Source organism: Streptomyces virginiae (assembly GCF_041432505.1).
Classification (GTDB): domain Bacteria; phylum Actinomycetota; class Actinomycetes; order Streptomycetales; family Streptomycetaceae; genus Streptomyces; species Streptomyces virginiae_A.
In genome coordinates this window covers 8,232,199-8,255,862 of the sequence record NZ_CP107871.1, presented here as the reverse complement: position 1 = coordinate 8,255,862, position 23,664 = coordinate 8,232,199, and the positions used below count along the sequence as shown (strand labels likewise).

24 protein-coding genes are annotated in these 23,664 nt (G+C 72.5%); 11 read left to right on the top strand and 13 right to left on the bottom strand.

All coding sequences use genetic code 11. The features are described 5' to 3' along the window. Nucleotides 1–16: 16 nt before the first annotated feature. Nucleotides 17–973 carry a tellurite resistance/C4-dicarboxylate transporter family protein gene (locus OG624_RS38060; protein WP_371640506.1) on the bottom strand — a complete coding sequence of 319 codons (957 nt, stop codon included), beginning with the start codon at nucleotides 971–973 and terminating at the stop codon, nucleotides 17–19. Nucleotides 974–1,243: 270 nt separating this feature from the next. Here OG624_RS38060 and OG624_RS38055 point away from each other — a divergent pair, with 270 nt between their 5' ends. Continuing rightward, entirely contained in the window at nucleotides 1,244–1,699 is a 456-nt protein-coding gene (locus OG624_RS38055) for a DoxX family protein (RefSeq protein ID WP_033216374.1), read from the top strand. A gap of 9 nt (nucleotides 1,700–1,708) precedes the next feature. On the opposite strand, the gene OG624_RS38050 is transcribed toward OG624_RS38055, so the two are convergent. Together OG624_RS38050 and OG624_RS38045 are read right to left on the bottom strand one after the other, a co-directional pair. Further along, a complete protein-coding gene (locus OG624_RS38050) occupies nucleotides 1,709–2,395 on the bottom strand; it encodes a response regulator (RefSeq protein WP_033216372.1) in 687 nt (228 codons plus the stop codon). Continuing rightward, entirely contained in the window at nucleotides 2,392–3,600 is a 1,209-nt protein-coding gene (locus OG624_RS38045) for a sensor histidine kinase (protein ID WP_033217079.1), read from the bottom strand. The genes OG624_RS38050 and OG624_RS38045 overlap by 4 nt, the downstream gene beginning before the upstream one ends. 129 nt (nucleotides 3,601–3,729) lie before the next feature. On the opposite strand from OG624_RS38045, the gene OG624_RS38040 reads away from it, so the two are divergent. Continuing rightward, a complete protein-coding gene (locus OG624_RS38040) occupies nucleotides 3,730–4,308 on the top strand; it encodes a YdeI/OmpD-associated family protein (protein WP_371640505.1) in 579 nt (192 codons plus the stop codon). A 111-nt stretch (nucleotides 4,309–4,419) separates the two neighbouring features. On the opposite strand, the gene OG624_RS38035 is transcribed toward OG624_RS38040, so the two are convergent. After that, entirely contained in the window at nucleotides 4,420–4,824 is a 405-nt protein-coding gene (locus tag OG624_RS38035) for a DUF5997 family protein (protein ID WP_033216369.1), read from the bottom strand. A gap of 58 nt (nucleotides 4,825–4,882) precedes the next feature. Here OG624_RS38035 and OG624_RS38030 point away from each other — a divergent pair, with 58 nt between their 5' ends. The 4 genes from OG624_RS38030 to OG624_RS38015 all read left to right on the top strand — a co-directional run bounded on the left by OG624_RS38030 (nucleotide 4,883) and on the right by OG624_RS38015 (nucleotide 7,960). Then, on the top strand, nucleotides 4,883–5,677 hold the full coding sequence (locus tag OG624_RS38030; protein ID WP_033216367.1) for a LysR substrate-binding domain-containing protein: 795 nt from the start codon (nucleotides 4,883–4,885) through the stop codon (nucleotides 5,675–5,677). 114 nt (nucleotides 5,678–5,791) lie between these two features. Beyond that, nucleotides 5,792–6,901 carry a PP2C family protein-serine/threonine phosphatase gene (locus OG624_RS38025; RefSeq protein WP_371640504.1) on the top strand — a complete coding sequence of 370 codons (1,110 nt, stop codon included), beginning with the start codon at nucleotides 5,792–5,794 and terminating at the stop codon, nucleotides 6,899–6,901. A gap of 38 nt (nucleotides 6,902–6,939) precedes the next feature. Then, a complete protein-coding gene (locus OG624_RS38020) occupies nucleotides 6,940–7,311 on the top strand; it encodes a VOC family protein (RefSeq protein WP_202507284.1) in 372 nt (123 codons plus the stop codon). Nucleotides 7,312–7,453: 142 nt separating this feature from the next. Then, entirely contained in the window at nucleotides 7,454–7,960 is a 507-nt protein-coding gene (locus tag OG624_RS38015; RefSeq protein WP_371640912.1) for a DUF6000 family protein, read from the top strand. Here OG624_RS38015 and OG624_RS38010 read toward each other — a convergent pair. Further along, a complete protein-coding gene (locus OG624_RS38010) occupies nucleotides 7,957–8,508 on the bottom strand; it encodes a ribosome-inactivating family protein (protein ID WP_237545687.1) in 552 nt (183 codons plus the stop codon). The two genes, OG624_RS38015 and OG624_RS38010, sit on opposite strands and share 4 nt — an antisense overlap. 580 nt (nucleotides 8,509–9,088) lie before the next feature. Between OG624_RS38010 and OG624_RS38005 the strand changes: the two genes are divergently transcribed. Beyond that, nucleotides 9,089–10,579 (top strand): cellulose binding domain-containing protein, encoded by a 1,491-nt coding sequence (locus OG624_RS38005; RefSeq protein WP_326749930.1) that lies wholly within the window; start codon nucleotides 9,089–9,091, stop codon nucleotides 10,577–10,579. A gap of 82 nt (nucleotides 10,580–10,661) precedes the next feature. Here the strand turns inward: OG624_RS38005 and OG624_RS38000 are convergent, their stop codons facing one another. Then, complete coding sequence (locus OG624_RS38000; RefSeq protein WP_371640503.1) at nucleotides 10,662–11,324, bottom strand: hypothetical protein; 663 nt, start codon at nucleotides 11,322–11,324, stop codon at nucleotides 10,662–10,664. Between the two features lie 266 nt (nucleotides 11,325–11,590). Between OG624_RS38000 and OG624_RS37995 the strand changes: the two genes are divergently transcribed. Further along, entirely contained in the window at nucleotides 11,591–12,334 is a 744-nt protein-coding gene (locus tag OG624_RS37995) for a carbonic anhydrase (RefSeq protein ID WP_033216357.1), read from the top strand. Nucleotides 12,335–12,401: 67 nt separating this feature from the next. Here the strand turns inward: OG624_RS37995 and OG624_RS37990 are convergent, their stop codons facing one another. Then, nucleotides 12,402–12,641, bottom strand: a complete 240-nt coding sequence (locus OG624_RS37990) for a chaplin (protein WP_343299077.1) — start codon at nucleotides 12,639–12,641, stop codon at nucleotides 12,402–12,404. Between the two features lie 919 nt (nucleotides 12,642–13,560). Here OG624_RS37990 and OG624_RS37985 point away from each other — a divergent pair. Together OG624_RS37985 and OG624_RS37980 are read left to right on the top strand one after the other, a co-directional pair. Further along, nucleotides 13,561–14,385, top strand: coding sequence for a hypothetical protein (locus OG624_RS37985; RefSeq protein WP_051762869.1), 825 nt, complete (start codon nucleotides 13,561–13,563; stop codon nucleotides 14,383–14,385). Next, the gene (locus OG624_RS37980) at nucleotides 14,382–15,098 is read left to right on the top strand and encodes a class F sortase (protein WP_371594259.1); all 717 of its coding nucleotides are present in this window, start codon (nucleotides 14,382–14,384) and stop codon (nucleotides 15,096–15,098) included. The genes OG624_RS37985 and OG624_RS37980 overlap by 4 nt, the downstream gene beginning before the upstream one ends. A gap of 124 nt (nucleotides 15,099–15,222) precedes the next feature. On the opposite strand, the gene OG624_RS37975 is transcribed toward OG624_RS37980, so the two are convergent. From OG624_RS37975 to OG624_RS37960, 4 genes are all read right to left on the bottom strand, one after another. After that, nucleotides 15,223–16,056, bottom strand: a complete 834-nt coding sequence (locus OG624_RS37975) for an SDR family oxidoreductase (protein WP_371594258.1) — start codon at nucleotides 16,054–16,056, stop codon at nucleotides 15,223–15,225. Nucleotides 16,057–16,202: 146 nt separating this feature from the next. Further along, nucleotides 16,203–16,664, bottom strand: a complete 462-nt coding sequence (locus tag OG624_RS37970; RefSeq protein WP_033216352.1) for a DUF7144 family membrane protein — start codon at nucleotides 16,662–16,664, stop codon at nucleotides 16,203–16,205. Nucleotides 16,665–16,841: 177 nt separating this feature from the next. Beyond that, nucleotides 16,842–17,039 (bottom strand): hypothetical protein, encoded by a 198-nt coding sequence (locus OG624_RS37965; RefSeq protein WP_033216350.1) that lies wholly within the window; start codon nucleotides 17,037–17,039, stop codon nucleotides 16,842–16,844. A 165-nt stretch (nucleotides 17,040–17,204) separates the two neighbouring features. Further along, the gene (locus OG624_RS37960) at nucleotides 17,205–19,904 is read right to left on the bottom strand and encodes a LuxR C-terminal-related transcriptional regulator (protein ID WP_371594257.1); all 2,700 of its coding nucleotides are present in this window, start codon (nucleotides 19,902–19,904) and stop codon (nucleotides 17,205–17,207) included. A 226-nt stretch (nucleotides 19,905–20,130) separates the two neighbouring features. Between OG624_RS37960 and OG624_RS37955 the strand changes: the two genes are divergently transcribed. Further along, a complete protein-coding gene (locus OG624_RS37955; protein ID WP_371640501.1) occupies nucleotides 20,131–21,063 on the top strand; it encodes an aminoglycoside phosphotransferase family protein in 933 nt (310 codons plus the stop codon). A 130-nt stretch (nucleotides 21,064–21,193) separates the two neighbouring features. Here OG624_RS37955 and OG624_RS37950 read toward each other — a convergent pair whose 3' ends face one another. Both OG624_RS37950 and aceB read right to left on the bottom strand, forming a co-directional pair. Then, nucleotides 21,194–22,063 carry a 3-hydroxybutyryl-CoA dehydrogenase gene (locus tag OG624_RS37950; protein ID WP_033216346.1) on the bottom strand — a complete coding sequence of 290 codons (870 nt, stop codon included), beginning with the start codon at nucleotides 22,061–22,063 and terminating at the stop codon, nucleotides 21,194–21,196. Then, entirely contained in the window at nucleotides 22,060–23,652 is a 1,593-nt protein-coding gene (aceB, locus tag OG624_RS37945) for a malate synthase A (protein ID WP_371594255.1), read from the bottom strand. Before aceB ends, OG624_RS37950 begins: the two co-directional genes overlap by 4 nt. Nucleotides 23,653–23,664: the final 12 nt, after the last annotated feature.

Sequence of the window (23,664 nt, the reverse complement as noted above, 5' to 3'; positions counted from 1 at the left end):
GTGCGGGGCGTGCGCCTCATCGGCCCGGAGCCCCGCCGCGGGCGGTGAGGTGCGAGGCGATCAGCGCGGCGAAGGTCAGCAGCCAGGCGGCCACGGCGATCCAGAGCAGTACCTCGCCCAGCGGGCGCAGCCAGGCGATGCCGGCCGGGTCCGCCACGGAGAGGCAGGCGGTGGCCGTCATGCCGAGCGGGAAGACGGTGGCCCAGCGCCGGATGTCGTAGCGCGGCCGCGGGTGACGCAGTTCCGCGGCGAGGAGGACGACGTACCAGACGAGGGACAGGGCGAGCAGGGCGAGGGTGACGGTACGCAGGGTGGCGTGCGCCGAACCGGTCCATACGGGTGACGCCGTGAGCTTGGATCCGGCCAGGGCGCAGAGGGAGAGCGCGCCGCCCGCCACCCAGTGGTCACCCGCCCCGCCCACCACCTCGCGCAGGTCGAAACGGAAGAGGGCGGCCAGGTAGAGCAGCAGGCCGAGGCAGAAGCCGACCAGCGCCGCCCGGGCGAGCGGCTCCTGGTGTTCGGCGTCGGCGAGGGACGCGGCGAGGAGGGAGAGGCCCTGGGTCGCCACGCAGCCGAGGAAGGCGGCTCCCGGCATGCGCCGCCGCCAGTGCCGTAGGACGTTGAACAGCAGCCCGGGCCAGAGCAGCGCCGCCAGTACGAGCAGCACGGCGGCGGCGGTCTGCCACCCCTGCTGCGAGAGCCGGGCCCCGATGACGGTGGTGGCGGCGACGGCCGTCAGCGCGGCCGGCGTGTCGGCCTCGGCGCGGAACCGCCCGCGGTCGCCCAGCAGCCGGGCGGTGACGTCGGCCGCGAGTACGAGCCACAGCGCCGCGGCGACGATCAGCGCGGCCAGTGACGCCGCCTCGTGCCCGGTCAGGCGCAGGCCGACGGAGATGATGCCGGTGGCCATGACGGCGGCTCCCGCCGCGGGCGGGAGCCCGGTCCACCAGTCACGGCCGGGGAGGATGCTCACGCGTCCAGCGGACCCCACGGGTCGGCCGATCGCCGGCGGACGGGGCCGACCCGCCGCGGGAACCACACGGCCGGACGTCGAACCTCACGTACACGCGATCACACGCGATCACAGGCGCTCTCACACGCGCGATCCGTGCGGCCCGGCGCGCGGCCGGCCGGAAGTCGCGCTTGCCAGCCCGGTTAGGCCTACCTAACCTGTGGCTCGCCCCACGATCGAGAACATCGGCACGACTTCGGAACCCGTCCCCGACCGAAGGATCCTCCCCCCATGAACTCACGTCTCGACCCTGCCCGGCCCTACGCCGTCGGCCTCTTCCGGATCGTCACCGGACTGCTCTTCGCCTCGCACGGCGCCGCCTCCCTCTTCGGGGTCCTCGGCGGCGCGCGCGGTGGCGGAACCATCGCCGCCGGCACCTGGCCCGGCTGGTACGCGGCCGCCATCCAGCTCGTCGCAGGCGCCCTGATCCTGCTGGGCCTCGGCACCAGAGCGGCGGCCTTCGTCGCGTCCGGCTCGATGGCGTACGCGTACTTCACCGTGCACCAGCCCGGCGCGCTGTGGCCGCTGCAGAACGGTGGCGAAGCCTCGGCGATGTTCTGCTGGGCGTTCCTCCTGCTGGTGTTCACCGGCCCCGGCGCCCTGGCCCTGGACGGGCTGTTCTCCACGCGGTCGGCGACCTCCCCCGGACGGCGGGACGAGAACCGCCCGGAGCCCGCGACCGCCTGAGGAATCGATTCAGCGGGGCGTTGAGACCAGCCCCATCTCGTACGCCATGATGACGAGTTGGACCCGATCCCGGGCCGCGAGCTTGGTGAACAGTCGCGAGACGTGCGATTTGGCCGTGGCCGCCGAGATGAACAGCTCCTCGGCTATCTCGCCGTTCGAACGACCCCGCCCCACCAGGGTCAGGACCTCCCGCTCGCGCTCGGTGATCCCCACGACGGGCCGCGGCGCCCGGGCCTCGGGCGCCGTGGGCCCGGGTGCCCGGACGAAGTCCGCGATCAGCCTGCGGGTGACGCCCGGCGCGATCAGGGCGTCCCCCGCGGCGATCACCCGGATCGCCGCGAGGATCTCCTCCACGGCCATGTCCTTCACGGCGAATCCGCTCGCGCCGGCGCGCAGCGCCCCGTAGACGTGGTCGTCCTCGTCGAAGGTGGTGAGCACGAGCACCTTGACGTCCTGCGTCTCCGCGGTGATCAGCCCGGTGGCCTCGATTCCGTCCATGCCGGGCATCCGGATGTCCATCACCACGACGTCGGGGCGTAGTTCGGCGGCGAGGCGGACCCCGTCGGTACCCGTGCCGGCCTCGCCGACGACCGTCAGGTCGGCCGTGTCGGCCATCAGCACCCGTAGGCCGGACCTGACCAGCGGTTGGTCGTCCACGAGCAGGACGCGGATCGCCCGCGGGGGCTCGACGCTCATCGGAGCCCGTCCACGACCGCCGCGGTGCGGGGCAGCGGCAGCGCCGCCTCGACCCGGAAGCCGCCCCCGGCCTGGGGGCCGGCACTGAAGCGGCCGTGCAGCAGGCCGACCCGCTCGCGCATGCCGGTGATGCCGAATCCCGTACTTCCGATGCCGTCGGGCGCACCGCGCCCGTCGTCGACGACCTCCACGGTCAGCTCCTGTTCCCCGTATCCGATGGTGACCCGGCAGTGCCCGGTGCCCGCGTGGCGGACCACGTTGGTCAGCGCCTCCTGCACGATGCGGTACGCCGACAGGTCGATCTCGGGCGGCAGTTGACCGCGCTCCCCCACCCACCGTACGTCGACCCGCACTCCGGCGTCCGCGGTGGTGGCCACCAGCGCGTCGAGGTCCGCGAGTCCCGGAGCGGGTCCGAGCGGCGCCTGCCCCTCGTGGCCGTCCGGCTCGGCCCGACGCAAGGCGACCAGCGTACGGCGCAGGCCGGACAGGGTCTCGCGGCTGGTGGTCTCGATGGCCAGCAGCGCGGCGCGGGCCTCGGCCGGCTGGGTGTCGATGACCCGGCCGCCGACACCGGCCTGGATGGCGATCACCCCGATGCTGTGGGCGACCATGTCGTGCAACTCGCGGGCGATGCGCAGCCGTTCGGCCGTCACGGCCTCGGCCACCTGCCGTGTGCGCAGTTCGGCGGTGTGCTCGCGGCGCTCTCGGTACCGCAGGCCCGCCATGCAGACAGCACCCAGGGACAGGAAGGCGATCAGGCCGGTGCTCATGATGTCGTAGGGTCCGTGCGACAGGAGCCCGACGGCCGGGAGCTCCACGACGACCACCACGACGAGGGCGACGACCGCGTCCCGGCGGGGGCGCGTGGCGACGACGAGGCCCAGGACCAGGTCCGAGGCGAGGAAGACGAGGAACCGGCCCGGGCTGTTGTCCCGGGCGGCGCCCGCGACGAGCGTCCCGCCGAGGAGGGTCAGCGTCAGTGCCGCGAGCGGCCGGTGCCGCAGCAGCGGGACGAGCGGGGTCAGAGCCAACAGCAGCACGATCCCCAGGAGCGGCCCGGCGGCGTACGGGACACCACCGATCAGCAGCGCCAGGACGAGGGTGTAGAGGCCCGCGCCGCCCCAGGCCCGGAGGGCCGCTCCGGTCCCTGACCTCGAACTCCGCGCGGTCTTCGTGGTCTTCGCGCTCTTCGGTGGATTGTCCATGGCCCGACCGTAGCCGGCCGTCGGCGGCCCGGGCATCGGCCCCCGGGCTTACACCCCGGAGCCGATGTCGCCCGGTGCCTTCCGTCGGCAGCCCCGGCCGAGCCGGGCGGCGGGCGATAGCCTGGGCGCATGGAGGAGCTGGGCGGGGTGGAGATCATCGGCTTCGCGGACGCCGCGGCGTTCGAGAGCTGGCTGGCCGAGCACCACACGCGCCACGAGGGCGTGTGGATCAAGCTGGCGAAGAAGAAGTCGGGGATCGCGTCGGTCACCGACGACGAGCTGGTCGACATCGGGCTGTGCTACGGCTGGATCTCCGGGCAGCGGCGCGCCCTCGACGAGCGGTACTACCTGCAGAAGTACGTGCCGCGCCGGGCCAAGAGCCTGTGGTCGCAGGTGAACGTGGACAAGGTCGCGGAGCTGAGCGCCGCGGGGCGGATGCGGGAGCCCGGGCTCGCCGAGGTGCGCAGGGCGCAGGCGGACGGGCGGTGGACGCACGCCTACGAGTCTCAGCGGACGGCGGCGGTGCCACCGGATCTCGCGGCGGCGTTCGCGGCGCATCCGGCGGCGGGAGCGGCGTTCGAGGCCCTCGATCGCACCGGGCGCTACCAGGTCATCCTGCCGTTGCTGAAGGCGCTCACCCCGGAGAGCAGGCGGGCCCGGCTCGACCGGGCGGTGCGATCGCTGGGCGGGGACGGGGCCGCCGGGTGAGTCGGCCCGGCCCCATGGGGGTGGGGTGTCGGTGGCCCGGCGGGCCGGGAGAAGGCGTCAGGCCCGGCCTCCCCACGGGAGACCAGGCCTGGCGGACGGCGAAGCCGCGGGTCAGGAGTGCTGTTCGCCGGCCTTCGCGGCCCGCTCCGCGTTCTTCTCCTTGATGCGGACCGTTTCCTTGCGGACCTCGGCCTGGGTGGCACGCTCACGCTGGAGCCACTCGGGGCCTTCCTGCTTCAGCGCTTCGATCTGCTCCGTGGTGAGGGGCTCGGTGACCCCGCCGCGGGCGAGGCCGGCGATGGACACGCCGAGCTTGGCCGCCACCACCGGTCGGGGGTGCGGACCGTTGGCGCGCAGCTCCTGCAGCCACTGGGGCGGGTCGGCCTGGAGCGCACTCAATTCGCTGCGCGAGACGACACCCTCCTGGAACTCTGCGGGGGTGGCCTCGAGGTACACGCCCAGCTTCTTCGCCGCGGTCGCGGGCTTCATCGTCTGGGTGTTCTGGTGCGACGTCATGGTGTCAAGAGTATCGAGCGTGTGCGCTACCTCCGACCACGACCGGTAACCTTGCGGGGTGACAGGCTCGGAAGTACCCCATTCGTTCCGGCTCGCTTATGTCCCGGGGGTCACACCCAGCAAGTGGGTGCGTATCTGGAACGAGCGGCTGCCCGACGTCCCGCTGACCCTGGTCGCGGTGTCCCCGATCGAGGCGTTCGGCGTGCTGCGGGCGGGCGGCGCCGATGCCGGATTCGTGCGCCTGCCGGTCGACCGTGACGATCTCAGCGCGATCCCCCTCTACACCGAGACCACGGTGGTCGTGGTCCCCAAGGATCACCTCGTGGCCGCGGCGGAAGAGGTGTCCACCGAGGATCTCGCCGACGAGATCGTGTTCCACCCGCTCGACGACACCCTGGCCTGGGAGCAGCTGCCGGGCAAGCCGGCGATCGAGCGCCCCGAGACGACGGCCGACGCGATCGAGCTGGTGGCCGCCGGTGTGGGCGTGCTCGTGGTCCCGCAGTCGCTCGCCCGACTGCACCACCGCAAGGACCTGACCTACCGGCCTGTCACGGACGCGCCCGCCTCGCGGGTCGCGCTGTCGTGGCCGCAGGAGGAGACCACCGATCTGGTGGAGGAGTTCATCGGGATCGTCCGCGGCCGGACCGTGAACAGCACGCGGGGGCGCGCGCCGACCCCGCCGCAGCCCAAGGCGAAGCGCAAGCGCCCGGAAACGGGCACGGGTGGCGGCGGGCAGCGGAAGTCGGGGGGCGCGAAGACCTCGTCCGGGAAGCCGACCGGCAAGAACCCCCGCGGCGCCGCGGGCGGCGGTGCCAAGGGCGGCAAGGGCGGCAAGCCCCGCCGTCGCCCGTAGGACCGGGAGGACGGGCAGGTCCGGCGGGACGACAGGGATCGGCCGGACCGGCGGTCCTGCCTACGACGGCCTGGCTTCGGGGATCCGGCCCGCCTCGCGGTGTATGCAGGGGGGATGGATCTCCGGCCACCGTCGCACCCACGTCACCACCGGTCCCCCACGGTGGGCCACGCGCAGTTGGCGGTCCCGTTCGCGCTGATCGCCCTGGTGACGACGGTGGACGTGCTCGCTCCGCCGGAGGTGCACCTCGGGCCGTTCCTGGCTGCCGCGCCGGCCGTGACCGCGTCGTTCGCGGGGCCCCGGATGACGGGCTTCGTCGGGCTGGTCGCCGTACTGGCCCAGGTGGTGGTCGCCACGACCCGCACCAGCCTGACCGATCTGAACCACACCTTCCAGATCATCGCGCTCGTGATGATCTCGGCGTTCGCGACCTTCTTCGCCCACCTGCGCGAGGTGCACGAGAAGGAGGTCACCCAGCTGCGCTCGGTGGCGGAGACCGCCCAGGAGGTGGTCCTGAGGCCGCTGCCCGACCGGATCGGCCCGCTCGGTGTCGCCTCCGTGTACCTGGCCGCGGCGGCCGAGGCCCAGATCGGCGGCGATCTGTACGCCGCCGCCCGGACGGCCACCGGCACGCGGCTGATCATCGGCGATGTGCGGGGCAAGGGGCTGGAGGCGGTCGGGGACGCCGCGCTCGTCCTGGGCGCCTTCCGGGCCTCCGCCCACCAGGAGGCCGGGCTGCCCGGCCTGGTGGACTACCTGGAGGCCGCGGTCTCGGCGGATCTGGACGGTGGCGGGGACGAGGGCGAGAGTTTCGTGACCGCGGCCGTTCTGGAGATTCCCGACGCCGAGCCGGTGGTGCACCTCGTCAGCTGCGGCCATCCGCCGCCGCTGCTCGTGCTGCGCGCCGGGGGCGCCGAGCAGCTGGAGGTGGACCGGCCCGCGCCGCCGCTGGGGCTCGCCGGGCTCGTGGCGGCGTCGGTCACCGCGCAGACCTTCGCCTTCACCGAGGGGGACGTGCTGCTCCTCTACACGGACGGGGTCCTGGAGGCACGCGACGGGGCGGGCGCCTTCTACCCGCTGGCGCGGCGCGTGAGCGCATGGCCGGGGCTGCGCCCGCAAGCACTGCTGGACCGTGTGTGCGAGGACCTGCTGGCGCACGCGGCCGGCAACACCCTGGACGACGACGCGGCGATGGTCGCGATCGAACGGAGCGCGGCACCCTAGGGTGTGTGGTCGAGGACCGGGTTTGCCAGAATCGGATCATGCTGACCCTCGGAACGATCGTGATGGGAGCCGCGGACGTGCGGCGGGCCGCGGATTTCTGGAGCCGGGCGCTGGGGTACGTACCCCGCGACGGCCAGGTGGACGACGGCTGGACGGTCCTGGTCCCGGCCGACGGCGGCGGTCCGGGCCTGGCGCTCGGCCGGAGCGTGACGCCCGTACAGGAACGGCCGCGCGTCCACCTCGATCTGTACGCGGCGGACGCGGCGGAGCAGAGCGCCGAGGTCGCACGGCTGGTCTCGCTGGGGGCGCGGCACGTCGACTGGGATTCCTACCCGCAGGACCCGGACTTCGTGGTGCTGGCCGACCCCGAGGGCAACCGCTTCTGCGTCATCGACGCCACGCACGGCTGACGCCGCCGGCGCGAGGGGAAATCCATTGATCGCACGGTTCCGGCCCGGCGGTCGCTATCTCGAGCTCGACGGCTCACTCATGGGCATGACCGAGCATGACCGCACCACGTTCCTACGGGAACTCGGCTAGGACGCCCGCGCCATCACGCCCCACGAGCTGACCATCCTGCTCGAAGGCGGGTGGCGCGAACGCCTCACCGCGGCCTGGCTCGTCGCCGCCGCCCGGAGAACCGAGTTCCGCGAGCGCCTCGGCGAGATGCTGCTCGCCAGTGAGGTCTGCTTCGCCGGCTCGGCCTACTGCGTCGCCCTCGCCACGTTCGCGACCGCCGCCGACGCCGACCTGCCGGCGGCCTACCTCGATCGCTACCTGCGACGCCCCGACCTCGACTACGACCAGCCCGCCGCCATGGGCGCGCTCCTCCACCTCGACGCCGAGCTCGACACCGATCACGCGGCCCGATTCCTGACCGCGGACGGACCCTGGCACCAGTGGATCGACGGGCCACCCCACAAGAAGCACCACGACACACCGGACAGCCATTGCGAGGCCATCGGCCGGCTCTGCGCTTTCGCCGAGGAGAGCGCCGAACATCGCCCGGCAGGGAAACACGGCGTCGTCCGGGAATTCCGGGCGGAAGCCGCGGACTAGAGTCGCCCTCCGGTCATCCATATACGTGACATCGCATCGGCCAGGGCGGGATATCGGGCGGCCTCGCAGAGCATTTCCGAGAGCACGAGCAATCCGTGCGCGGTGCTCCGCGCATCGCGGTTCTGATGCAGTCGAATGACGGCGTCGCTCAAAGGCCGGCGCCCGAGCAGGATCCCCGAACGCCGGACGGCGGCGGCCGTCTCCAGGTCGGCGCGGCCTCCGCCGAACGGCAGGGCCTCCGTGCGGCTCAGGCCCGGTGGTGCGACCGAATCCCGCACGTGGCGGACGTACGCTTCCGGCGGGGCCTGACCGTTCTCGAAGATGTTGCGGAAGCCGACGATCCGCAGACTCGTATTGCGTGGACGGAGCTCGATGTAGAGCTCGATGAACAGACCGCGCAGTTGGACGTGGAGGGGTAGGTAGGGCATTTCGCCCTCCTTGCGACCGGCTCCGCCGAAGAATCCCTGCGCGTCCTGCGCCTTGGACCGGATGGTCGAGGTCAGGGATCGGTATTCGTCGGCCGAAGCGAGCGCCGGGGAGAACAGCATCGGTATCAGCATGGCCGGCCTATCGGGAGAGAGGTCCGCGACGCGGAATTCGCGTCAGCGATCTGACCGCGATCGCTCGGATCCTGCTGCGCTCACGCATGCACATCACCACCTTCGCCATATTCCGCCGACGGGTTCATCACCCCGTCGACGCCGGGTTCGGTTTCCGATGCGCTCCTTTCTAGTCGGCCGGGTGGGGGCCGAGAGAATTGTTGACCTCTGATGCTAAGAAATCAGCCCGTGATCCTCCGGACATCGGAACGACCGCGCACGCGGCCCAACGCGGCCTGCCGGAGCCGGGGTTGACCACGAAGGGGCCAGGCGGTGGGCGGCGCCTCCGCGGTACTTCCGGCACGGACAGCTCCCTGCCGGAGTCCGACTCTCCTCAGCCCCGCCGCATCCGGTGAAGTCGGCGGCTCCCGGGCCGGATCGGGCCCGTTTCCTGATCCCCCGCTTGTCCCTGCCTTAAGCGGAACCTAAGACTCATCGCGGCCGCACCGAAACGAACGAATGTCCGTTTCGGTGCGGCTAGCGTGCTGCCGGATCCCCAACTCCCCAGTAACACAGAGGCAGGCACGCGATGGGCAGCACAGTCGGGCACCGGCGCAGGACGAGTCGTACGGCGAAGGTCACGGGTGCGCTCGTGACGGCCGCGGTGATCGGTGGGGTGGCCTTCGCCTTCACCGGGACCGCGCAGGCGAGCTCGGTCGGGGCCGTGTACACGAAGTCGAGCTCCTGGAGCGGCGGTTACACCGGCCAGTACGTCATCACCAACAGCACCGGCACGGCGCAGTCGGACTGGACCCTGCAGTTCGACCTGCCGGCGGGTACGAAGATCGACTCACTCTGGAACGGCACCCACACGGTCTCCGGTCGCCGCGTGACCGTGAAGCCCGCTAGCTGGAACGGCCGGCTGGCGGCGGGCGCCTCCGTCACCGTCGGCTTCGTCGCGAGCGGCACCGGCACCCTCGGCAACCCCACCGGGTGTCTGATCAACGGGGTGAAGTGCTCGGTGGACCAGGGCGCCACGGCCCAGCCCAGCGGGCGTCCCACCGCCCGGCCCACGGTGACGGCGAGCCCGGCCCCGACCGCGCCCGCCACGTCCGCCGCGCCCACCGGGACCAAGCCGCCCTCCCCCACGGCGACCGCCCCGACCCCCACCCCCGCCCCCGGGGGCGGCGGCGCGCGCTTCGCCCCGTACGTGGACACCTCCCTGTACCCCGCGTACGACCTGCTCGACACCGCGACGAAGACGGGCGTGAAGGAGTTCCACCTCGCCTTCATCACCTCCGGCGGGGGCTGCGCACCGCTGTGGGGAGGCGTCACGGATCTCGCGAACGACAAGGTCGCCGCCCAGATCGGTGCGCTGCGCGCCAAGGGCGGCGACGTCCGGGTGTCGTTCGGTGGGGCCGCCGGTCACGAACTGGCCCTGAACTGCGCCACCGTGGACGAGCTGGCCGCCGCGTACGGCAAGGTCGTCGACCAGTACCGGCTCACCAAGGTCGACTTCGACATCGAGGGCGCCGCCCTGCCGGACACCGCGGCGAACGCCCGCCGCGCGCAGGCCATCGCCCGGTTGCAGAAGTCCCACCCGGGCCTGGACGTCGCCTTCACCCTGCCGGTGATGCCCGAGGGGCTGACCCAGCCGGGCGTGGCGCTGCTGGCCGACGCCAAGAAGAACGGTGTGCGGATCGACGCCGTCAACATCATGGCGATGGACTACGGTCCGGCGTACAGCGGGGACATGGGGCAGTACGCGATCCAGGCCGCGACGGCCACGCAGGCACAGATCAAGGGCGTGCTCGGGCTGTCCGACGCTGCGGCATGGAAGGCCGTGGCCGTCACGCCGATGATCGGCGTGAACGATGTCGCGAGCGAGATCTTCACGGTGGAGGACGCGACGCAGCTCGTGCAGTTCGCCGCCTCGAAGGGGATCGGTCGGTTGGCCATGTGGTCCTCCACGCGGGACAAGCAGTGCGCGGCCGGGGCCGTCAACCACGCCGACGCCACGTGCAGCTCGATCCTTCAGCAGCCGCTGGCCTTCACCAAGGCCTTCTCCGGACTCAAGTAGCCGCCGAGGGAGCGCACGGGAAACGGCCGCCGGCCCGCCGCACGTCATGTGCGGCGGGCCGGCGGCCGTGGTTCGGGACGCCTCAGGACACGCTCTGGGAGAGGATGCCCGCGCGGGTGGCGAGGTCGAGTGCCGCGTCGAGGCGCGGAGCCGGGCGGCCTTCGGTGTGGGCCGCCGCCAGGAGCGCCGCCACGGCGCCCGCGTCGGCCTTGCGTTCCCGGGCCAGCGCCGCGAACCGGGCGACGGCATCGGTCAGGCTCCGCTGCCGCGTCGACGGGGCGTCGAACGAGGACACGGTGAGTCCGAGGAACTCCTCCTCGTCCGCGCCCACCCAGGCAGCGGCACCGTCCAGTCCGTCCTCCCGCACCTCGTCCGGGTAGGGGATGCGGTGCCAGGCGCCGTTCTCCCACCAGTAGACGAAGCCGAAGAGGTTCCCGGCGGCGTCGTCGCGCAGGAGCTCCCAGGGCAGCCAGTCGGGGCCGCCCGCGAGGAAGTCGATCTGTTCTCCGTCGACATGGGTGTGGCTGCCGTCGGGGTCCTGGCCACAGAACACCGCGTGCCCCTCGTCCACCAGGGTCAGGCGCCACCAGCCGTCCCCGCCGGTGGAGTGGCACCACAGGCCGTCGTCGTCGAGGGCGAACTCGGTACCGGTGGAACACGCGGTGTCGACCATGGCCATGGTCACCGCCCTGGCCCACAGCAGTTCGGGGTGTTCGAGGTCTTCGGGCCGGCTCGGCGTGTGCATCGTGTTGGATCTCCTCCCGGGTACCGGGCAAGCCTCGCACGTGGGGCCGGGTCGGCCGAAATGCCGATGCTCGTCCTCGACTCCTCCCGCACGAACACCGCCCTGGCCCGGCGCGCCGCCCGGCGATCCGTGCGGACCAGGTGCCCGCATTGCGGTGCCCGCATGCTGAGAGGATCTCGGCTCCATCCGGCCTGCCCGCACGCGGATCCCGCCATTGTGGTCGCCGCACCAACTCCCGTACCGAACGGGCGGGTTACGGTCCGGCCATGTCTTCGAACATACGAACCACCTCTGCTCCGCACAGCCGCCGTGCCCTGTTGCGCACCGCGGTGGCGGGCACGGCCGCGGCCGCCGGAGCGGGCCTGACCCTCGGCGCGGCCTTGCCCGCCTTCGCCGGCTCGTGGGCCCCGGAGAGCGCCGAGCCCGTGACCACCCCCGCACAGGCCCTGCGTCGGCTGGCGGCCGGCAACCGGCGGTGGCGGGCCCAGGACCAGGAGCACCCGCACGAGTCCGCGCCCCTGCGCCGCCGGCTCGCCCAGGGCCAACAGCCCTTCGCGCTCGTGCTGGGCTGCGTCGACTCCCGCGTTCCGCCCGAGCTGGTCTTCGACCAAGGACTGGGTGACCTGCTGACCGTGCGGTCCGCGGGCGAGGTGCTGGACGAGGCGGTTCTGGGGAGCATCGCGTACGGGGTTCTGGAGCTACGCATACCGCTCGTGCTCGTCCTGGCGCATCAATCGTGCGGAGCGGTCGCCGCCGCGGTCCACGCCGACGAGTCGGGCGACCCGCTGCCCGCCCACGTCCAGTACCTGGCCGATCAGATACGGCCGTCCATCGATCACGGTCGGCAGGGCGAGGCCCGCGTCGACGCGACGATCGATGCGCATGTGCGCAACGTCCGCGGACGGCTCGCGGCCGAACCCGACCTCGCCGGGAAGGTGGCGGCGGGCGAACTCGCCGTGGTCGCGGCCCGCTACGAGCTCCGCGACCAGCACGTACGCACCCTGGCCTGACGGCGGTGCCGCCTGCGGGCCCGTCCCGGTCGAGCTTCCGACCGGGACGGGCCGCCGTTCACGAGCTTCAGGCGTTGACGCAGACGTTGCCGGCGGCCGGGTTGAGCGCACCGATCACGTTGATGCTGTTGCCGCACAGGTTGATCGGAATGTGGATCGGGATCTGGATCACGTTGCCCGACAGCACACCGGGCGAGCCCGCCGCGATGCCCTCCGCGGTGGCGTCGGCCGACGCCGAGGACGCACCGCCCATGACCGCCAGGCCGAGCACCAGGGCCAGACCCGCACTCTTCAGAACACGCGACACGTGAATCTCCTTGTCACCGCACAGCGGCGCCGAAGCACCGCACGGCCCCGAGCGGGGTCGTCGCCCTTTCCTTCGGCAGCTGACGGCCTCCCGCCCTGGGTCAGGGCGCCCGGTTCCCTCGAAGAGGTGGCACCACGACTCCGTTCGGAGGTACGCGAGCGCCGTCGGGCCCCGGCCGCCACCCCGCCCGCGCGTCGGCGACGCGGCCGACGCGCGGCTCGTCTTCCAGGCTTCGTACCCGGCGCCCGGCCGATGGCATTTCTTAGCATCAGAGGTCAACTATTCGTCCCGTCGCCGCCCTGACGACTAGAAAGGTCGGGACCGGGCCGGACCCGCCGACGGGGATGATGCCACCCGTCGGTGACCGGAATGATGGCTAAGGCGGTGGATGCGCGTGCGTAGATGCGGCAGACTCGAATTGATAGCGGTCAGATTACTTCCGGAGAGACCGAGTTCAGACTCCTTCACCTGACGTGGTCGGCCCCGCCACAGCCTCTGTCCATGGGCGGTGCCGGGCTGACTCGGACGCAGGGAGGAGGGATTCCCCGACCTCCTCCCTGCGTATGCGGCTGCGCGTTTGCGCCTCGCATTCCCAGCCGCTCCGCACAGGCCCCGATGCGGCCTGATGCAAGCCGCCGACGTGCGGCTTTCGGGGATTCCGCCTCGTGCCACAACCTGGCCGACGCGATGATCCGGCTACCGTCCGAGTGCGTTCCGACGTGCACCGCACGCGGAATTGAGCCGGTTCGGAACGAATCCGTCGAACACAGCCGGAACAAGCCACCTGAGATTTTTCAAATGGGCACCCATCCGCAGGCGTTGGGGCAACGAAGGATCAGCGAGAGCCTCTGCAGGGCCTCGCACAAATCCCGTACGATCTGCGATTCCCGTCCTGGGGATCCACGGAACAGGAGCGAATGTGATAGTCAAGCGCGCCGGTCGCCACGTGGTTCTCGCCGCCATACCCGCCGCCGTGGTCCTGAGCCTCGGCCTTTCCGGACCAGCTCTCGCCGAGGGCGGAAAGGCGTACCAGATCGACCTTGCGCAGCTGAACGCATCAGGCTCCAGCGGTACGGTCATGCTCACCCTCAAGGGCAAGCAGCTGACCGTACAGATCGAGTCCAAGGGCATGGTGCCGGGGCAACCGTCGGCCCAGCATCTGCACGGTTCGACCAAGGGCCACGACTTCCACTGCCCGGACGCGACCGACGACACCGACGGCGACGGGGTACTCAGCAACACCGAGGCCACCCATGACTACGGCGACATCAACATCTCGCTCACCACGGGCGGAGACACCAAGCCCACGAGCGGCCTCGATGTGTTGCGCATGCCCGTCGCCGACGCGAAGGGCACGATCCGCTACAAGCGGACGATCGAGGTCGGCCAGGATGTGGTCGACCACATCAAGGACCTGCATGTGGTGCAGCACGGTATCGACCGCAACAAGAACAAGAAGTACGACTTCGAGGGCGCCGGCAAGAGCGAGCTCGACCCGAAGCTGCCCCAGGAGGCCACCGCTCCGACCAACTGCGGAGAGGTCAAGGGCGCGGCCGTGGGATCGATTCCCGTGGGCGGCATCGAGACCGGCGGCGGTACGACGGAGCACGCGGCCGCTCCGGTGACGATGCGCGACGGTGTGGCGATCACCGTCCTCGCGGTGGCGGCCGGTGCGGTGATCATCGGGCGCAAGCGGGCCGGCGGCGGGCCCGTCCGCCGGGAGACCACCGGGGGCGGCGCGTGAAGTCGACCCTCGTACGGTCCCCCCGCCGGGCCCTGGGCCCGCTGGCGGCCGTCGCGCTCGCGGGGCTGCTCCTCACCGGGTGCGGCGGCCAGAACGCGGCGGCGCCCCCCGCCCCCGCGGGGCAGAACCAGCAGGGCGGGGCGCCTCCCGCCGCGGACGCCGCTCCGCCCACCGGGAAGGCGCCCACGGCCGGATCGCAGAGCGGCGGGAGCACGGGTACGGGCGCGGGTGCCGGCTCGGGCCGGGCGGAGCAGGCCCTGGCCCGGTCCGCGCCGCAGAAGATCTCGATCCCCTCGCTCAACGTGTCCAGCTCCCTGGAGACCCTGCAGCAGAACGCCGACGGCACCATGCAGACCCCGAAGGACCCCGCGCTCGCGGGCTGGTACGAGCCGGGGCCGACCCCCGGCTCCCAGGGACCGGCCGTGATCGCCGGGCATGTCACGTGGAACGGCGCATCCGCGGTGTTCGAGAAGCTGAAGACGATGAAGGGCGGTGACACCATCAAGGTCACCCGGCAGGACGGCAAGACGGTCACGTTCACGGTGGACCGCGTAGCCGAGTACCCGAAGGCCGAGTTCCCGACTCTGGAGGTCTACAAGAACATCGACCATGCGGGCCTGCGGCTGGTCACCTGCGGCGGCAACTTCGACCCCAAGAAGCACTACTACGACAGCAACGTGGTCGTGTACGCCCGTATGACGGGCGCCGCGTAAGCAGAACCACGGGCCGGGAACATGCCCGTCGGCCGCAGGCCCCCACTGCGGCCGACGGGCCCGGCCGTCTCGGACGACGAGGGCCCACCCTTCGCCCCCTTCGCTCCCTTCGACGCGCACTCGTTCAGCGGAAGGCGTCGGCGTGCTCCGCGGCCCACTGCCGGAAGGGACGGGCCGGCGTTCCCGTGATCCTCGCGACCGTGTCGCGCACCCTCAGCAGCTCCTCGTTCACATCGCCGCCCGTGACGTCGAGCACCGCGTCCGCGGCGTCGGCACCGAAGACCGCGGCCATCCGCGCGTGGGCCTGCCCGCGGCTGATCTCGACGAAGGGCACCTCCCGGCCCAGGACCGCCGCGATGGCCGCGACCTGCTCGCGGGCGCTCACCGGCTCGGGACCGGTCAGCGCGTAGGTCCGTCCGTGATGGCCGGGTTCGGTCAGTGCCACCCGCGCCACCGCCGCGATGTCCGCGGGGTGGATGGTCGGCAACGCGGTCCCGGCGTACGGTGCGCGGACGGTCTCGTGGTCCCGGACGGTCCCGGCCCACATCAGGGCGTTGGAGGCGAACTGCGTCGGCCGCAGGATCGTCCAGGCCATGCCGCTCGCCTTCAGCAGCCGCTCCACCTCCAGGTTCTCGACGGCGGGGCCGAGGTGCGGGTGGGTCCGAACGGTGATGGAGGAGACCAGGACGACGTGCTCCACGCCTGCCGCACGAGCGGCTTCGAGGATGTCGGCGTCCGGTCCCAGGCGTGAGACGAGGAACAGCGAACGCACGCCGTCCAGCGCGGACTTCAACGTCCCCGGATCCGCGAGGTCGCCCTCCGCGGCCTCGACCCCCTCGGGGAGGACGGCCCGTGCGGCATCCCGGGTGAACCCCCTCAGCGGTCCGGCGCCGCGTGCGCGCAGCTCCTTCAGCAGGGCGCTGCCGATGTTTCCGGTGGCTCCGGTCACGAGGATCATGGGCGGGTGTCCCTTCGTCGGATGATCAACCGAGTGACACGCTAGAACCTCGATCATGGTTGAGGTCAAGGAGGCGTCGGGCCGTGCCGGCGGGCATACGGCGGCACCCGACCCGTCACCGGATCGGGTGCCGCACGTGCCTCGCGTCAGTCGGTGGTGTGCGTCCAACTCGTGCACAGGGCCCAGATGATGAACACGTCGATCGCGATGATGATGATCGACCACCAGGGCTGGTACGGCAGCCACATGAAGTTGAGGATCACGCTGATACCGGCGAGTGCGATACCGGCGCCCCGCGCCAGGTTCGAGCCGGCGAACAGGCCCACCCCGGTGAGGATGACGATGATCCCGACGATCAGATGGATCCAACCCCACGCCGTGAGGTCGAATTCGAAGACGTAGCTGCCGATGCGGGCGTAGACGTCGTCGTTGGCGATGGCCGCGATGCCCTGGAACACCGCGAGGCAGCCGGTCACCAGGAGGAGGACGGCGGCGAACAACGTGCCCACGTTCCCCGCGCCCTGGCTGTCGCCGCTTGGGTACAGCGGGGTGTTGCCCGGCGCGGGGCCGGTGTTCCAGTTTCCCCCGGTCGGTGTCGGCTGGCCCATGGAATTCACCTCACAGTTGGCGGTACAGCGCAGGACCGTCCTGCTCCGGCTCGTCGGTCACAGGCTTCGGTGCCCACATCGCAGTGTCGTCCGACGGTCCGGTTCCTGTGATCACCCGAAGCGGGTGGTCTTCGCCCGGGAGCACCGGGCGGCTGCGCACGGGGCGGCGGCTCCCGCTCAGGCGGGCAGCCGGCGCATTTCGAGCACCCGCAGGCCCAGGGACTGGAAGCGGGTGAGGAGCCCGTACAGGTGGGCCTCGTCCGCCACGCTGCCGAAGAGGAGCGTCTGCTCCGGTACGGGGATCCGGGCGAGCTCGGGAAAGCTCGCGGCGAGCGTGTCCGGTACGGCCCCCGAGATACGGAATTCGTAGCGCATGAGAGCACTCACTCCTCTCGGAACGAAGGCTTCGGGGTCCGGGCCGGTGCGAGAGCCCGGACCGCTTCCGGCCTTCACCGCCATCGTGGGCCCCCGGCCCGGGACTCGACATCGCCCGGTGCGGGCGAGAAACCCGCGCGGCGACCCCGCCCCGCCCCGCACGGCTCAGAGCATCCCGAGATCCTGCGCCCGGTGGACCGCCTCGCTGCGCCGGGTGACGCCGAGCTTGCGGTAGATGCTCTTCAGGTGGGTCTTGACCGTGTTGGCCGACACGTACAGCTCGGTCGCGATCTCCTCGGTGGACAGCAGCTCCGCGGCCTTGCCCAGCACCTCGGTCTCCCGCGCGCTCAGCGGTTCCACCACGGGTGGCTGCCCCTCGGTCCGCGGCGCGCGCGCCGTTCGGGCCGTACGGGCCGTACGGGCCGGGGTGCGGGGGGCCGGCCGGCCGTGCGACCACGCCGTCCGCGGGTCCTCGCGCAGGGTCCGGCGCACCCAGGGACCGCTCTCGGTGAAGATCCTGCGCAGCTCCTCGGGACGGGCGAGGGCCAGCGCTTCGTCGAGGTACCGGTGCGCCTGCGCGCAGTCGCCCCGCGCCTCGGCGATCCGCGCGCGGAGCAGGCAGGCATGGGCCCGTACCGGCGTCGGGACGCCGTCGTCCGCCGGTACGCCCGCCAGTGCCCGCTCCGCGTCCGCGGGACGGCCGGCATCCAGCAGGGCCCGGGCCCGGGCCAGCGCGCGCTCCGGCCGGTCAGCGTCCGGGGCCGGCGCCGCGTCCAGCACCCGCAGGGCCGCGGCGGCGTCGCCGCCCGCCAGGTGTACGGCCGACTCGGCCTCCGCCAGCGCGTCCGCCGCCCAGGCGGGCAGTCCCGCCGCATCCACCGCGCGCAGGGCGGCGAGCGCGGCGTCCCCGTCGCCCTCGGCCGCCGCGATCCGTGCCCCGATGACGGCGGCCCGGGCGGCGGTCGCGGGATCCGGGCGCGGCCCGGGCGCCGCGGTGGCCAGGTCCAGGTGGTGGCGGGCGGCCGGCAGGTCGTCCTGCTCGACGGCCACGCCCGCCAGGACGAGGTGGTCGATCCCGGACCGGCGTTCGGCCGGCAGGGCGGATCGCTCGGCGACGGTGAGGGAGGCGTTGGCGTGCTCGGCCGCCTGCCGCAACCGGCCGCGCAGCAGTTCGGTCAGGGCGAGTGAGCCGAGGGCGCCGCGGAGCGGGGCCTCCGTGCCCGGCGGACCGCACGCGGCGACGGCGGCGGTGAGGGTGGATCCGGCCCGGTCCAGGCGTCCGGCGCCCAGCTCGACGGCGCCGAGATGGGCCAGCAGCAGGGCGTGGAGCTCGGGGCGCTCGGCGACCAGGGCCGGCGGCAGCTCCCGTAGCAGCCGGTCGGCGTCGGCGGCCGCCCGTTCGACGGCCGTCAGGTCGTCGGCCGGCCGTCCGGCGAGTACGCCGAGGAAGGCGCGGCCGAACCGGGCCGCCGGGCCGCAGGCGTCCGCGAGCGGGTCGTCCGCGGACGGTGCGAGGGTGGCGTCGGCCCGCCGCAGTTCGGCCTCGCACCCCGGGAGGTCCTGTTCGGCCAGTCGGCAGGCCGCGCCGACCAGTGCGGGCGCCGGTCCGTGCGTCCCGGTCGGCATGTCGGCGAAGGCCCGGACCAGCTGATCGGCCTCCAGACCCGTCAGGAGGCGGCCGAGGGCGAGGTTGTCGACCAGCTGCGCCGCCGCGAACTGCCAGTCCTCGGCGGCGGCGCCCTGGAGCACCGCTTCCGTGAGCCGCCCGGTCCGGGCGAGCCAGCGCGCCGCCCGCCCGTGCAGCCGGGGTTCGAGGCCGGGGCAGCGTTGCCGCAGGTGCGCGCGCAGGACCTCGGCGAACAGCGGATGCAGCCGGTACCAGGCCGAGGCGTCGATCTGTTCCAGGAACGCGTTGTCGCGGGCCAGCCGGGCCAGGGTCCGTGCGCCGTCGTCCCGGCCGGTCAGGGCGTCCGCGAGATCCGGGTGGACGCGGTCGGTGACGCAGACGCGCAGCAGCAGGTCCTGGGTGGGGGGCGGCTGCGCGTCGAGCACCTCGGTGAGGAGGTAGTCGGCGATCGTGGTCCGGTCGGCCGCGAACTGGCGCAGGAACGCCTCCGGGTCGGCGCTGCGCTGCATCGCCAGGGCGCACAGGCGCACCCCTGCCGCCCATCCCTCGGTCCGCTCCATGAGCAGGCGGATTCCGTCGGGCGAGACGGTCAGACGGTGCTCGCTCAGCAGCGCCTCGGCGTCCGCTTCGGTGAATCTGAGGTCGGCGTGCCGGATCTCCGTGATCTCGCCGGCCGCCCGGTAGCGGTGCAGGGGCAGCAGGGAGTCCGAGCGGCTGGTGAGCACGATGCGCAGCCCGCCCGCCGCGTGGCGGAGTACGAAGTCCAGCCCCTCGCTCGTCGCGGGCGGCTGGGTGGTGTCGAACTGGTCGAGGACGAGGACCGCGGGCTGCGCGGAAGCGGCCAGCCCGTCCGCCAGGCGCACCAGGAACGACCGGGTCACTCCTTCGGCCCGGGTCGGCCGGCCCACCTCGGCGGGCAGGGCCGTCCCGCCTCGGTGGAGGGCCTCCAGCACGTAGGCCCAGAAGGCTCCGGGGGCGTCGTCGGGTTCGACGGTGAGCCACATGGGGGGACGTGTCGTGCGTCCGTCGGCCGCCCAGTGGGCGGTGAGCACGGTCTTGCCCGATCCGGCGGGACCGTTGATGAGGGTGAGCGGCCCCTGCGCCCCGGCCGTCAGCCGCACCAGCAGCTCGGGTCGGTGGACCAGCAGCTTCGGGACGGCCGGGGGCGCGAACCTGGCCGTGAGCATGGGGTCGCCGGTCGGCGCCCGGTGGCCCATGGAGGTCACCGGGGGTCCCACGGGGGTACGGAGTGTGATCGGCCCACGCTTCCCACTGAACCGGTGATCGGTGGTGATCACCAGTCGTGTTCACCCGGTCCGGGTGATGCCGGGTGAGGCCGGGTGAGGTCCGGGCACCACCACCCGTGCGGACCCGGCGGGCCAGGGTCCGGGTGCGGTGTCGCCGTGTGGGCCGGTCGTGGGCGGACGGAAGGTCGGATCATGAGGCCCGGCGTAGGGTACCGGGATGATCGAGACACCCGAGGTGTTCACGCGGACCACCGTCGAGCGGGAGGGCGCGGCCGGCGCCGCGTGGCTCGCCGAACTCCCGCACATCGTCGATGAGTTGCTGACGCGCTGGCAGTGCGTACCGGACCGTGCGGTCATGCACGGAGGGGTCGGGATCATCGTTCCGGTGCTGCGGCGGGCCTCGGAGCCGGCCGTGCTGAAGGTGTCCTTCCCGCACCCCGGCAACGTCCACGAGCCGGACGCGTTCGAGGCGTGGGCGGGGAACGGCGCGGTCCTGCTGCACGAGCGCGACGACGCGCGCTTCGCGATGGTGCTGGAACGGGTCCGGACCTCGACGCTGGAGGAGGTCCAGGACGGTGACGAGGTCGTGACGGTGGCGGGGCGGCTCAGCCACCGCCTGGCCGTCCCCGCACCGGCAGGCCTGCCCCGGCTGCGGGACCGGAGCGACTCCTGGGAGGAGCAGCTGCGCCGCGATCAGGTGGAGTTGACGCACACGATGGCGCCGTACGTGGTGGACGCGGCGGTGGCGACCGTCCACGAGCTGGGGCGCAACCAGCCGGACGTCCTGATCCACGGTGACCTCCACGCCCGGAACATCCTGCGCGCGGACCGCGAGCCGTGGCTCGCCGTCGACCCCAAGGGCTATGTGGGTGACCCGGCCTACGACGGCGGCACCCTGCTCAAGACGCGCGCCTTGACCCTCCTCGGAGCCGAGGACCTCGGCAAGGCGGTCCACCGCACCCTGGACCTCTTCGTCGATGCCGCGGAGCTCGATCGCGAACGCGTCCGACGTTGGGCTCAGCTCCACGCCGTACAGGCGGCGTTCTGGGGCCGTCGGCACGGCTTCCGGGTCGCCCGCGGCGGCCCGATGCTCGACTGGATCACGGAGTTCGCCGACCACCTGGCCCGGTTGCTGACGCGGCCGGCCTGATCGCGGACGGCCGGGCCGTCCCTTCTCCCGTACACGGTGCGGCGCGGGTGCGGCGACACCACTCGCCCCACCCGCGCCGTTCCCTTGCGTCTCCGGCGCACCCTCTGCCCTGGAGACCCGCCGGGGCCCCTCAGCCCCGGCCGTACGTGTGGAACCCGCGGCCGCTCTTTCGGCCGAGCAGACCCGCCTGCACCATCCGCTGGAGCAGCGGGGGCGGCGCGTACAGGGGTTCCTTGAACTCCTCGTAGAGGGATTCCGCGATGGCCGCGACGGTGTCCAGGCCGATCAGGTCCGCCAGTTTGAGCGGGCCCATCGGGTGCGCGCAGCCCAGTTCCATCCCGGCGTCCACGTCCTCGGGGGCGGCGAACCCGGATTCGGCCATGCGGACGGCCGAGAGGAGGTAGGGGATCAGCAGCGCGTTCACCACGAAGCCGGCCCGGTCCTGGGAGCGGACGACGGTCTTGCCCAGGACGTCGCGCGCGAAGGCCTCCACGGTGTCGAGGGTGTCGCGCGAGGTGTGGAGGGAGGAGACGACCTCCACGAGGGGCAGGACGGGGACGGGGTTGAAGAAGTGCAGGCCCACGACCCGGTCGGCGCGGCCCGTGGCCATGCCCAGCCGCATGATCGGGATGGCCGAGGTGTTCGTGGCGAGGATCGCTTCCGGGTCCGCCACGATCTTGTCGAGGGCGGCGAAGACCTCGGTCTTGGCCTCGGGGTTCTCGGTGACGGCCTCGATGACGAGCTGCCGGTCGGCGAGGTCCTCCAGCTCGCCGGTGAAGACGAGCCGGGCCGATGCGTCCTCGGCGGAGATCCGGTCCAGTTTGCCGCGCTGCACGGCTCGTTCGAGGGAGACGGCGACGCGTTCCCGGGCGGCCCGGGCGGCCGCGTCGTCCGACTCGGCGACGACGGTGTCGAGGCCGGCGCGGGCGCACACCTCGGCGATGCCGGCGCCCATCCGGCCGCCGCCGACGACACCGACCCGGCGGATCGACGGGGTCATGAGCGGTTCTCCGTCCGGCGGACGAGATGGCGGGTGTACGCCTCGGGAGTGAAGAAGGCGGGCAGGCCGGGGGTGAGCGCGGTGTTCACGAAGACCTCTCGGGCCTCGGTGACCCGGGCCCGCGGATCCTCCTCCTCCAGTGCCGCGCATTCGGCGTCGAGGAGGTCGAGGACCGTCGCCCGGTCGGCCTGGTCGTGCCGCAGCCACTGCCAGATCTGGACGCGGGCGATCTCGGCGGTCGCGGCGTCCTCCATCAGGCCGTAGAGGGCCACGGCGCCGCTGCCGCGCAGCCAGGCGTCGAAGTAGCGCAGGGCTACGGCGACGTTCGAGCGGATCCCCTCCCGGGTGGGGGGCGCGGCGATCCGGCGGACGGACAGCAGGTCGGCGGCCGTGATCTCGACGTCCTCCCGGGTCCGGTCGAGCTGGTGGGGCCGCTCCCCCAGGACCTCGTCGAAGACCTCGCGGCAGACGGGGACCAGTCCGGGGTGGGCCACCCAGGAGCCGTCGAAGCCGTCCTCGGCCTCCCGTTCCTTGTCGAGGCGGACCTTGGCGAGGGCGGCGGTGTTCGCCTGCGCGTCCCGGCTGGGGACGTGGGCGGCCATCCCACCGATGGCCTGGGCGCCGCGCCGGTGGCAGGTGCGTACGAGCAGCTCGGTGTAGGCCCGCATGAAGGGGGCGGTCATGGTGACCGCGGCCCGGTCGGGCAGTTGGAAGTCGGTGCGGTGGCCGAAGGTCTTGATCAGGCTGAAGAGGTAGTCCCAGCGGCCGGCGTTCAGCCCCGCGCTGTGTTCGCGCAGTTCGTGGAGGATCTCCTCCATCTCGAACGCCGCGGTGATCGTCTCGATGAGGACGGTGGCGCGGACGGTGCCGCGGGGGATGCCGAGGAGTTCCTGGGCGTGGCGGAAGATGTCGTTCCACAGGCGCGCCTCGTACCGGTTCTCCAGCTTGGGCAGGTAGAAGTACGGGCCGTGGCCCGCGTCGATCTGCCGCTGGGCGCAGTGGAAGAAGTACAGGCCGAAGTCGACGAGGGACGCGGACAGGGGCCGGCCGTCGATCTCCAGGTGCTCTTCGAGGAGGTGCCAGCCGCGCGGACGGACCATGATGGTCGCGAGCTGCTCGCCGAGGTGGTACTCCTTGCCCTCCGGGGTGGTGAAGTCGATGCGCCGTTCGACGGCGTCGAGCAGGGTCAGCTGGCCGCCGATGACGTTGGTCCAGGTCGGGGCGGTGGCGTCCTCGAAGTCGGCCATCCAGACCTTGGCACCGGAGTTCAGGGCGTTGACGGCCATCCGCCGTTCGGGCGGGCCAGTGATCTCGACGCGGCGGTCGGTGAGGCCGGGCGCGGGCGGGGCGACGCGCCAGTGCGGGTCCTCGCGCAGGGCGCGCGTGGCGAGCGGGAAGTCGAGCGGGGTGCCGCCGGCCAGGTGGCCCGAGCGGCGTCGGCGCTCCTTGAGGACCTCCAGGCGGCGCTCCGCGAACGCGGTGTCGAGCCGGCCGATGAACTCCAGGGCCTCGGGGGTCAGGATCTCCTCGTGGCGCTCACCCGGCGCGCCGAGAACCTGGACGCTGCTGGTCAGGGACGGGAGGGGCATGCGGTTCTCCTC

Bases quoted from the DNA above. Each gene is read 5' to 3' on its own strand.
- OG624_RS38055 (WP_033216374.1), top strand. From the start codon at position 1,244: ATGAACTCACGTCTCGACCCTGCCCGGCCCTACGCCGTCGGCCTCTTC.
- OG624_RS38050 (WP_033216372.1), bottom strand. From the start codon at position 2,395: ATGAGCGTCGAGCCCCCGCGGGCGATCCGCGTCCTGCTCGTGGACGAC.
- OG624_RS38045 (WP_033217079.1), bottom strand. From the start codon at position 3,600: ATGGACAATCCACCGAAGAGCGCGAAGACCACGAAGACCGCGCGGAGT.
- OG624_RS38040 (WP_371640505.1), top strand. From the start codon at position 3,730: ATGGAGGAGCTGGGCGGGGTGGAGATCATCGGCTTCGCGGACGCCGCG.
- OG624_RS38035 (WP_033216369.1), bottom strand. From the start codon at position 4,824: ATGACGTCGCACCAGAACACCCAGACGATGAAGCCCGCGACCGCGGCG.
- OG624_RS38025 (WP_371640504.1), top strand. From the start codon at position 5,792: ATGGATCTCCGGCCACCGTCGCACCCACGTCACCACCGGTCCCCCACG.
- OG624_RS38020 (WP_202507284.1), top strand. From the start codon at position 6,940: ATGCTGACCCTCGGAACGATCGTGATGGGAGCCGCGGACGTGCGGCGG.
- OG624_RS38010 (WP_237545687.1), bottom strand. From the start codon at position 8,508: ATGCTGTTCTCCCCGGCGCTCGCTTCGGCCGACGAATACCGATCCCTG.
- OG624_RS38005 (WP_326749930.1), top strand. From the start codon at position 9,089: ATGGGCAGCACAGTCGGGCACCGGCGCAGGACGAGTCGTACGGCGAAG.
- OG624_RS38000 (WP_371640503.1), bottom strand. From the start codon at position 11,324: ATGCACACGCCGAGCCGGCCCGAAGACCTCGAACACCCCGAACTGCTG.
- OG624_RS37995 (WP_033216357.1), top strand. From the start codon at position 11,591: ATGTCTTCGAACATACGAACCACCTCTGCTCCGCACAGCCGCCGTGCC.
- OG624_RS37975 (WP_371594258.1), bottom strand. From the start codon at position 16,056: ATGATCCTCGTGACCGGAGCCACCGGAAACATCGGCAGCGCCCTGCTG.
- OG624_RS37970 (WP_033216352.1), bottom strand. From the start codon at position 16,664: ATGGGCCAGCCGACACCGACCGGGGGAAACTGGAACACCGGCCCCGCG.
- OG624_RS37965 (WP_033216350.1), bottom strand. From the start codon at position 17,039: ATGCGCTACGAATTCCGTATCTCGGGGGCCGTACCGGACACGCTCGCC.
- OG624_RS37955 (WP_371640501.1), top strand. From the start codon at position 20,131: ATGATCGAGACACCCGAGGTGTTCACGCGGACCACCGTCGAGCGGGAG.
- OG624_RS37950 (WP_033216346.1), bottom strand. From the start codon at position 22,063: ATGACCCCGTCGATCCGCCGGGTCGGTGTCGTCGGCGGCGGCCGGATG.
- aceB (WP_371594255.1), bottom strand. From the start codon at position 23,652: ATGCCCCTCCCGTCCCTGACCAGCAGCGTCCAGGTTCTCGGCGCGCCG.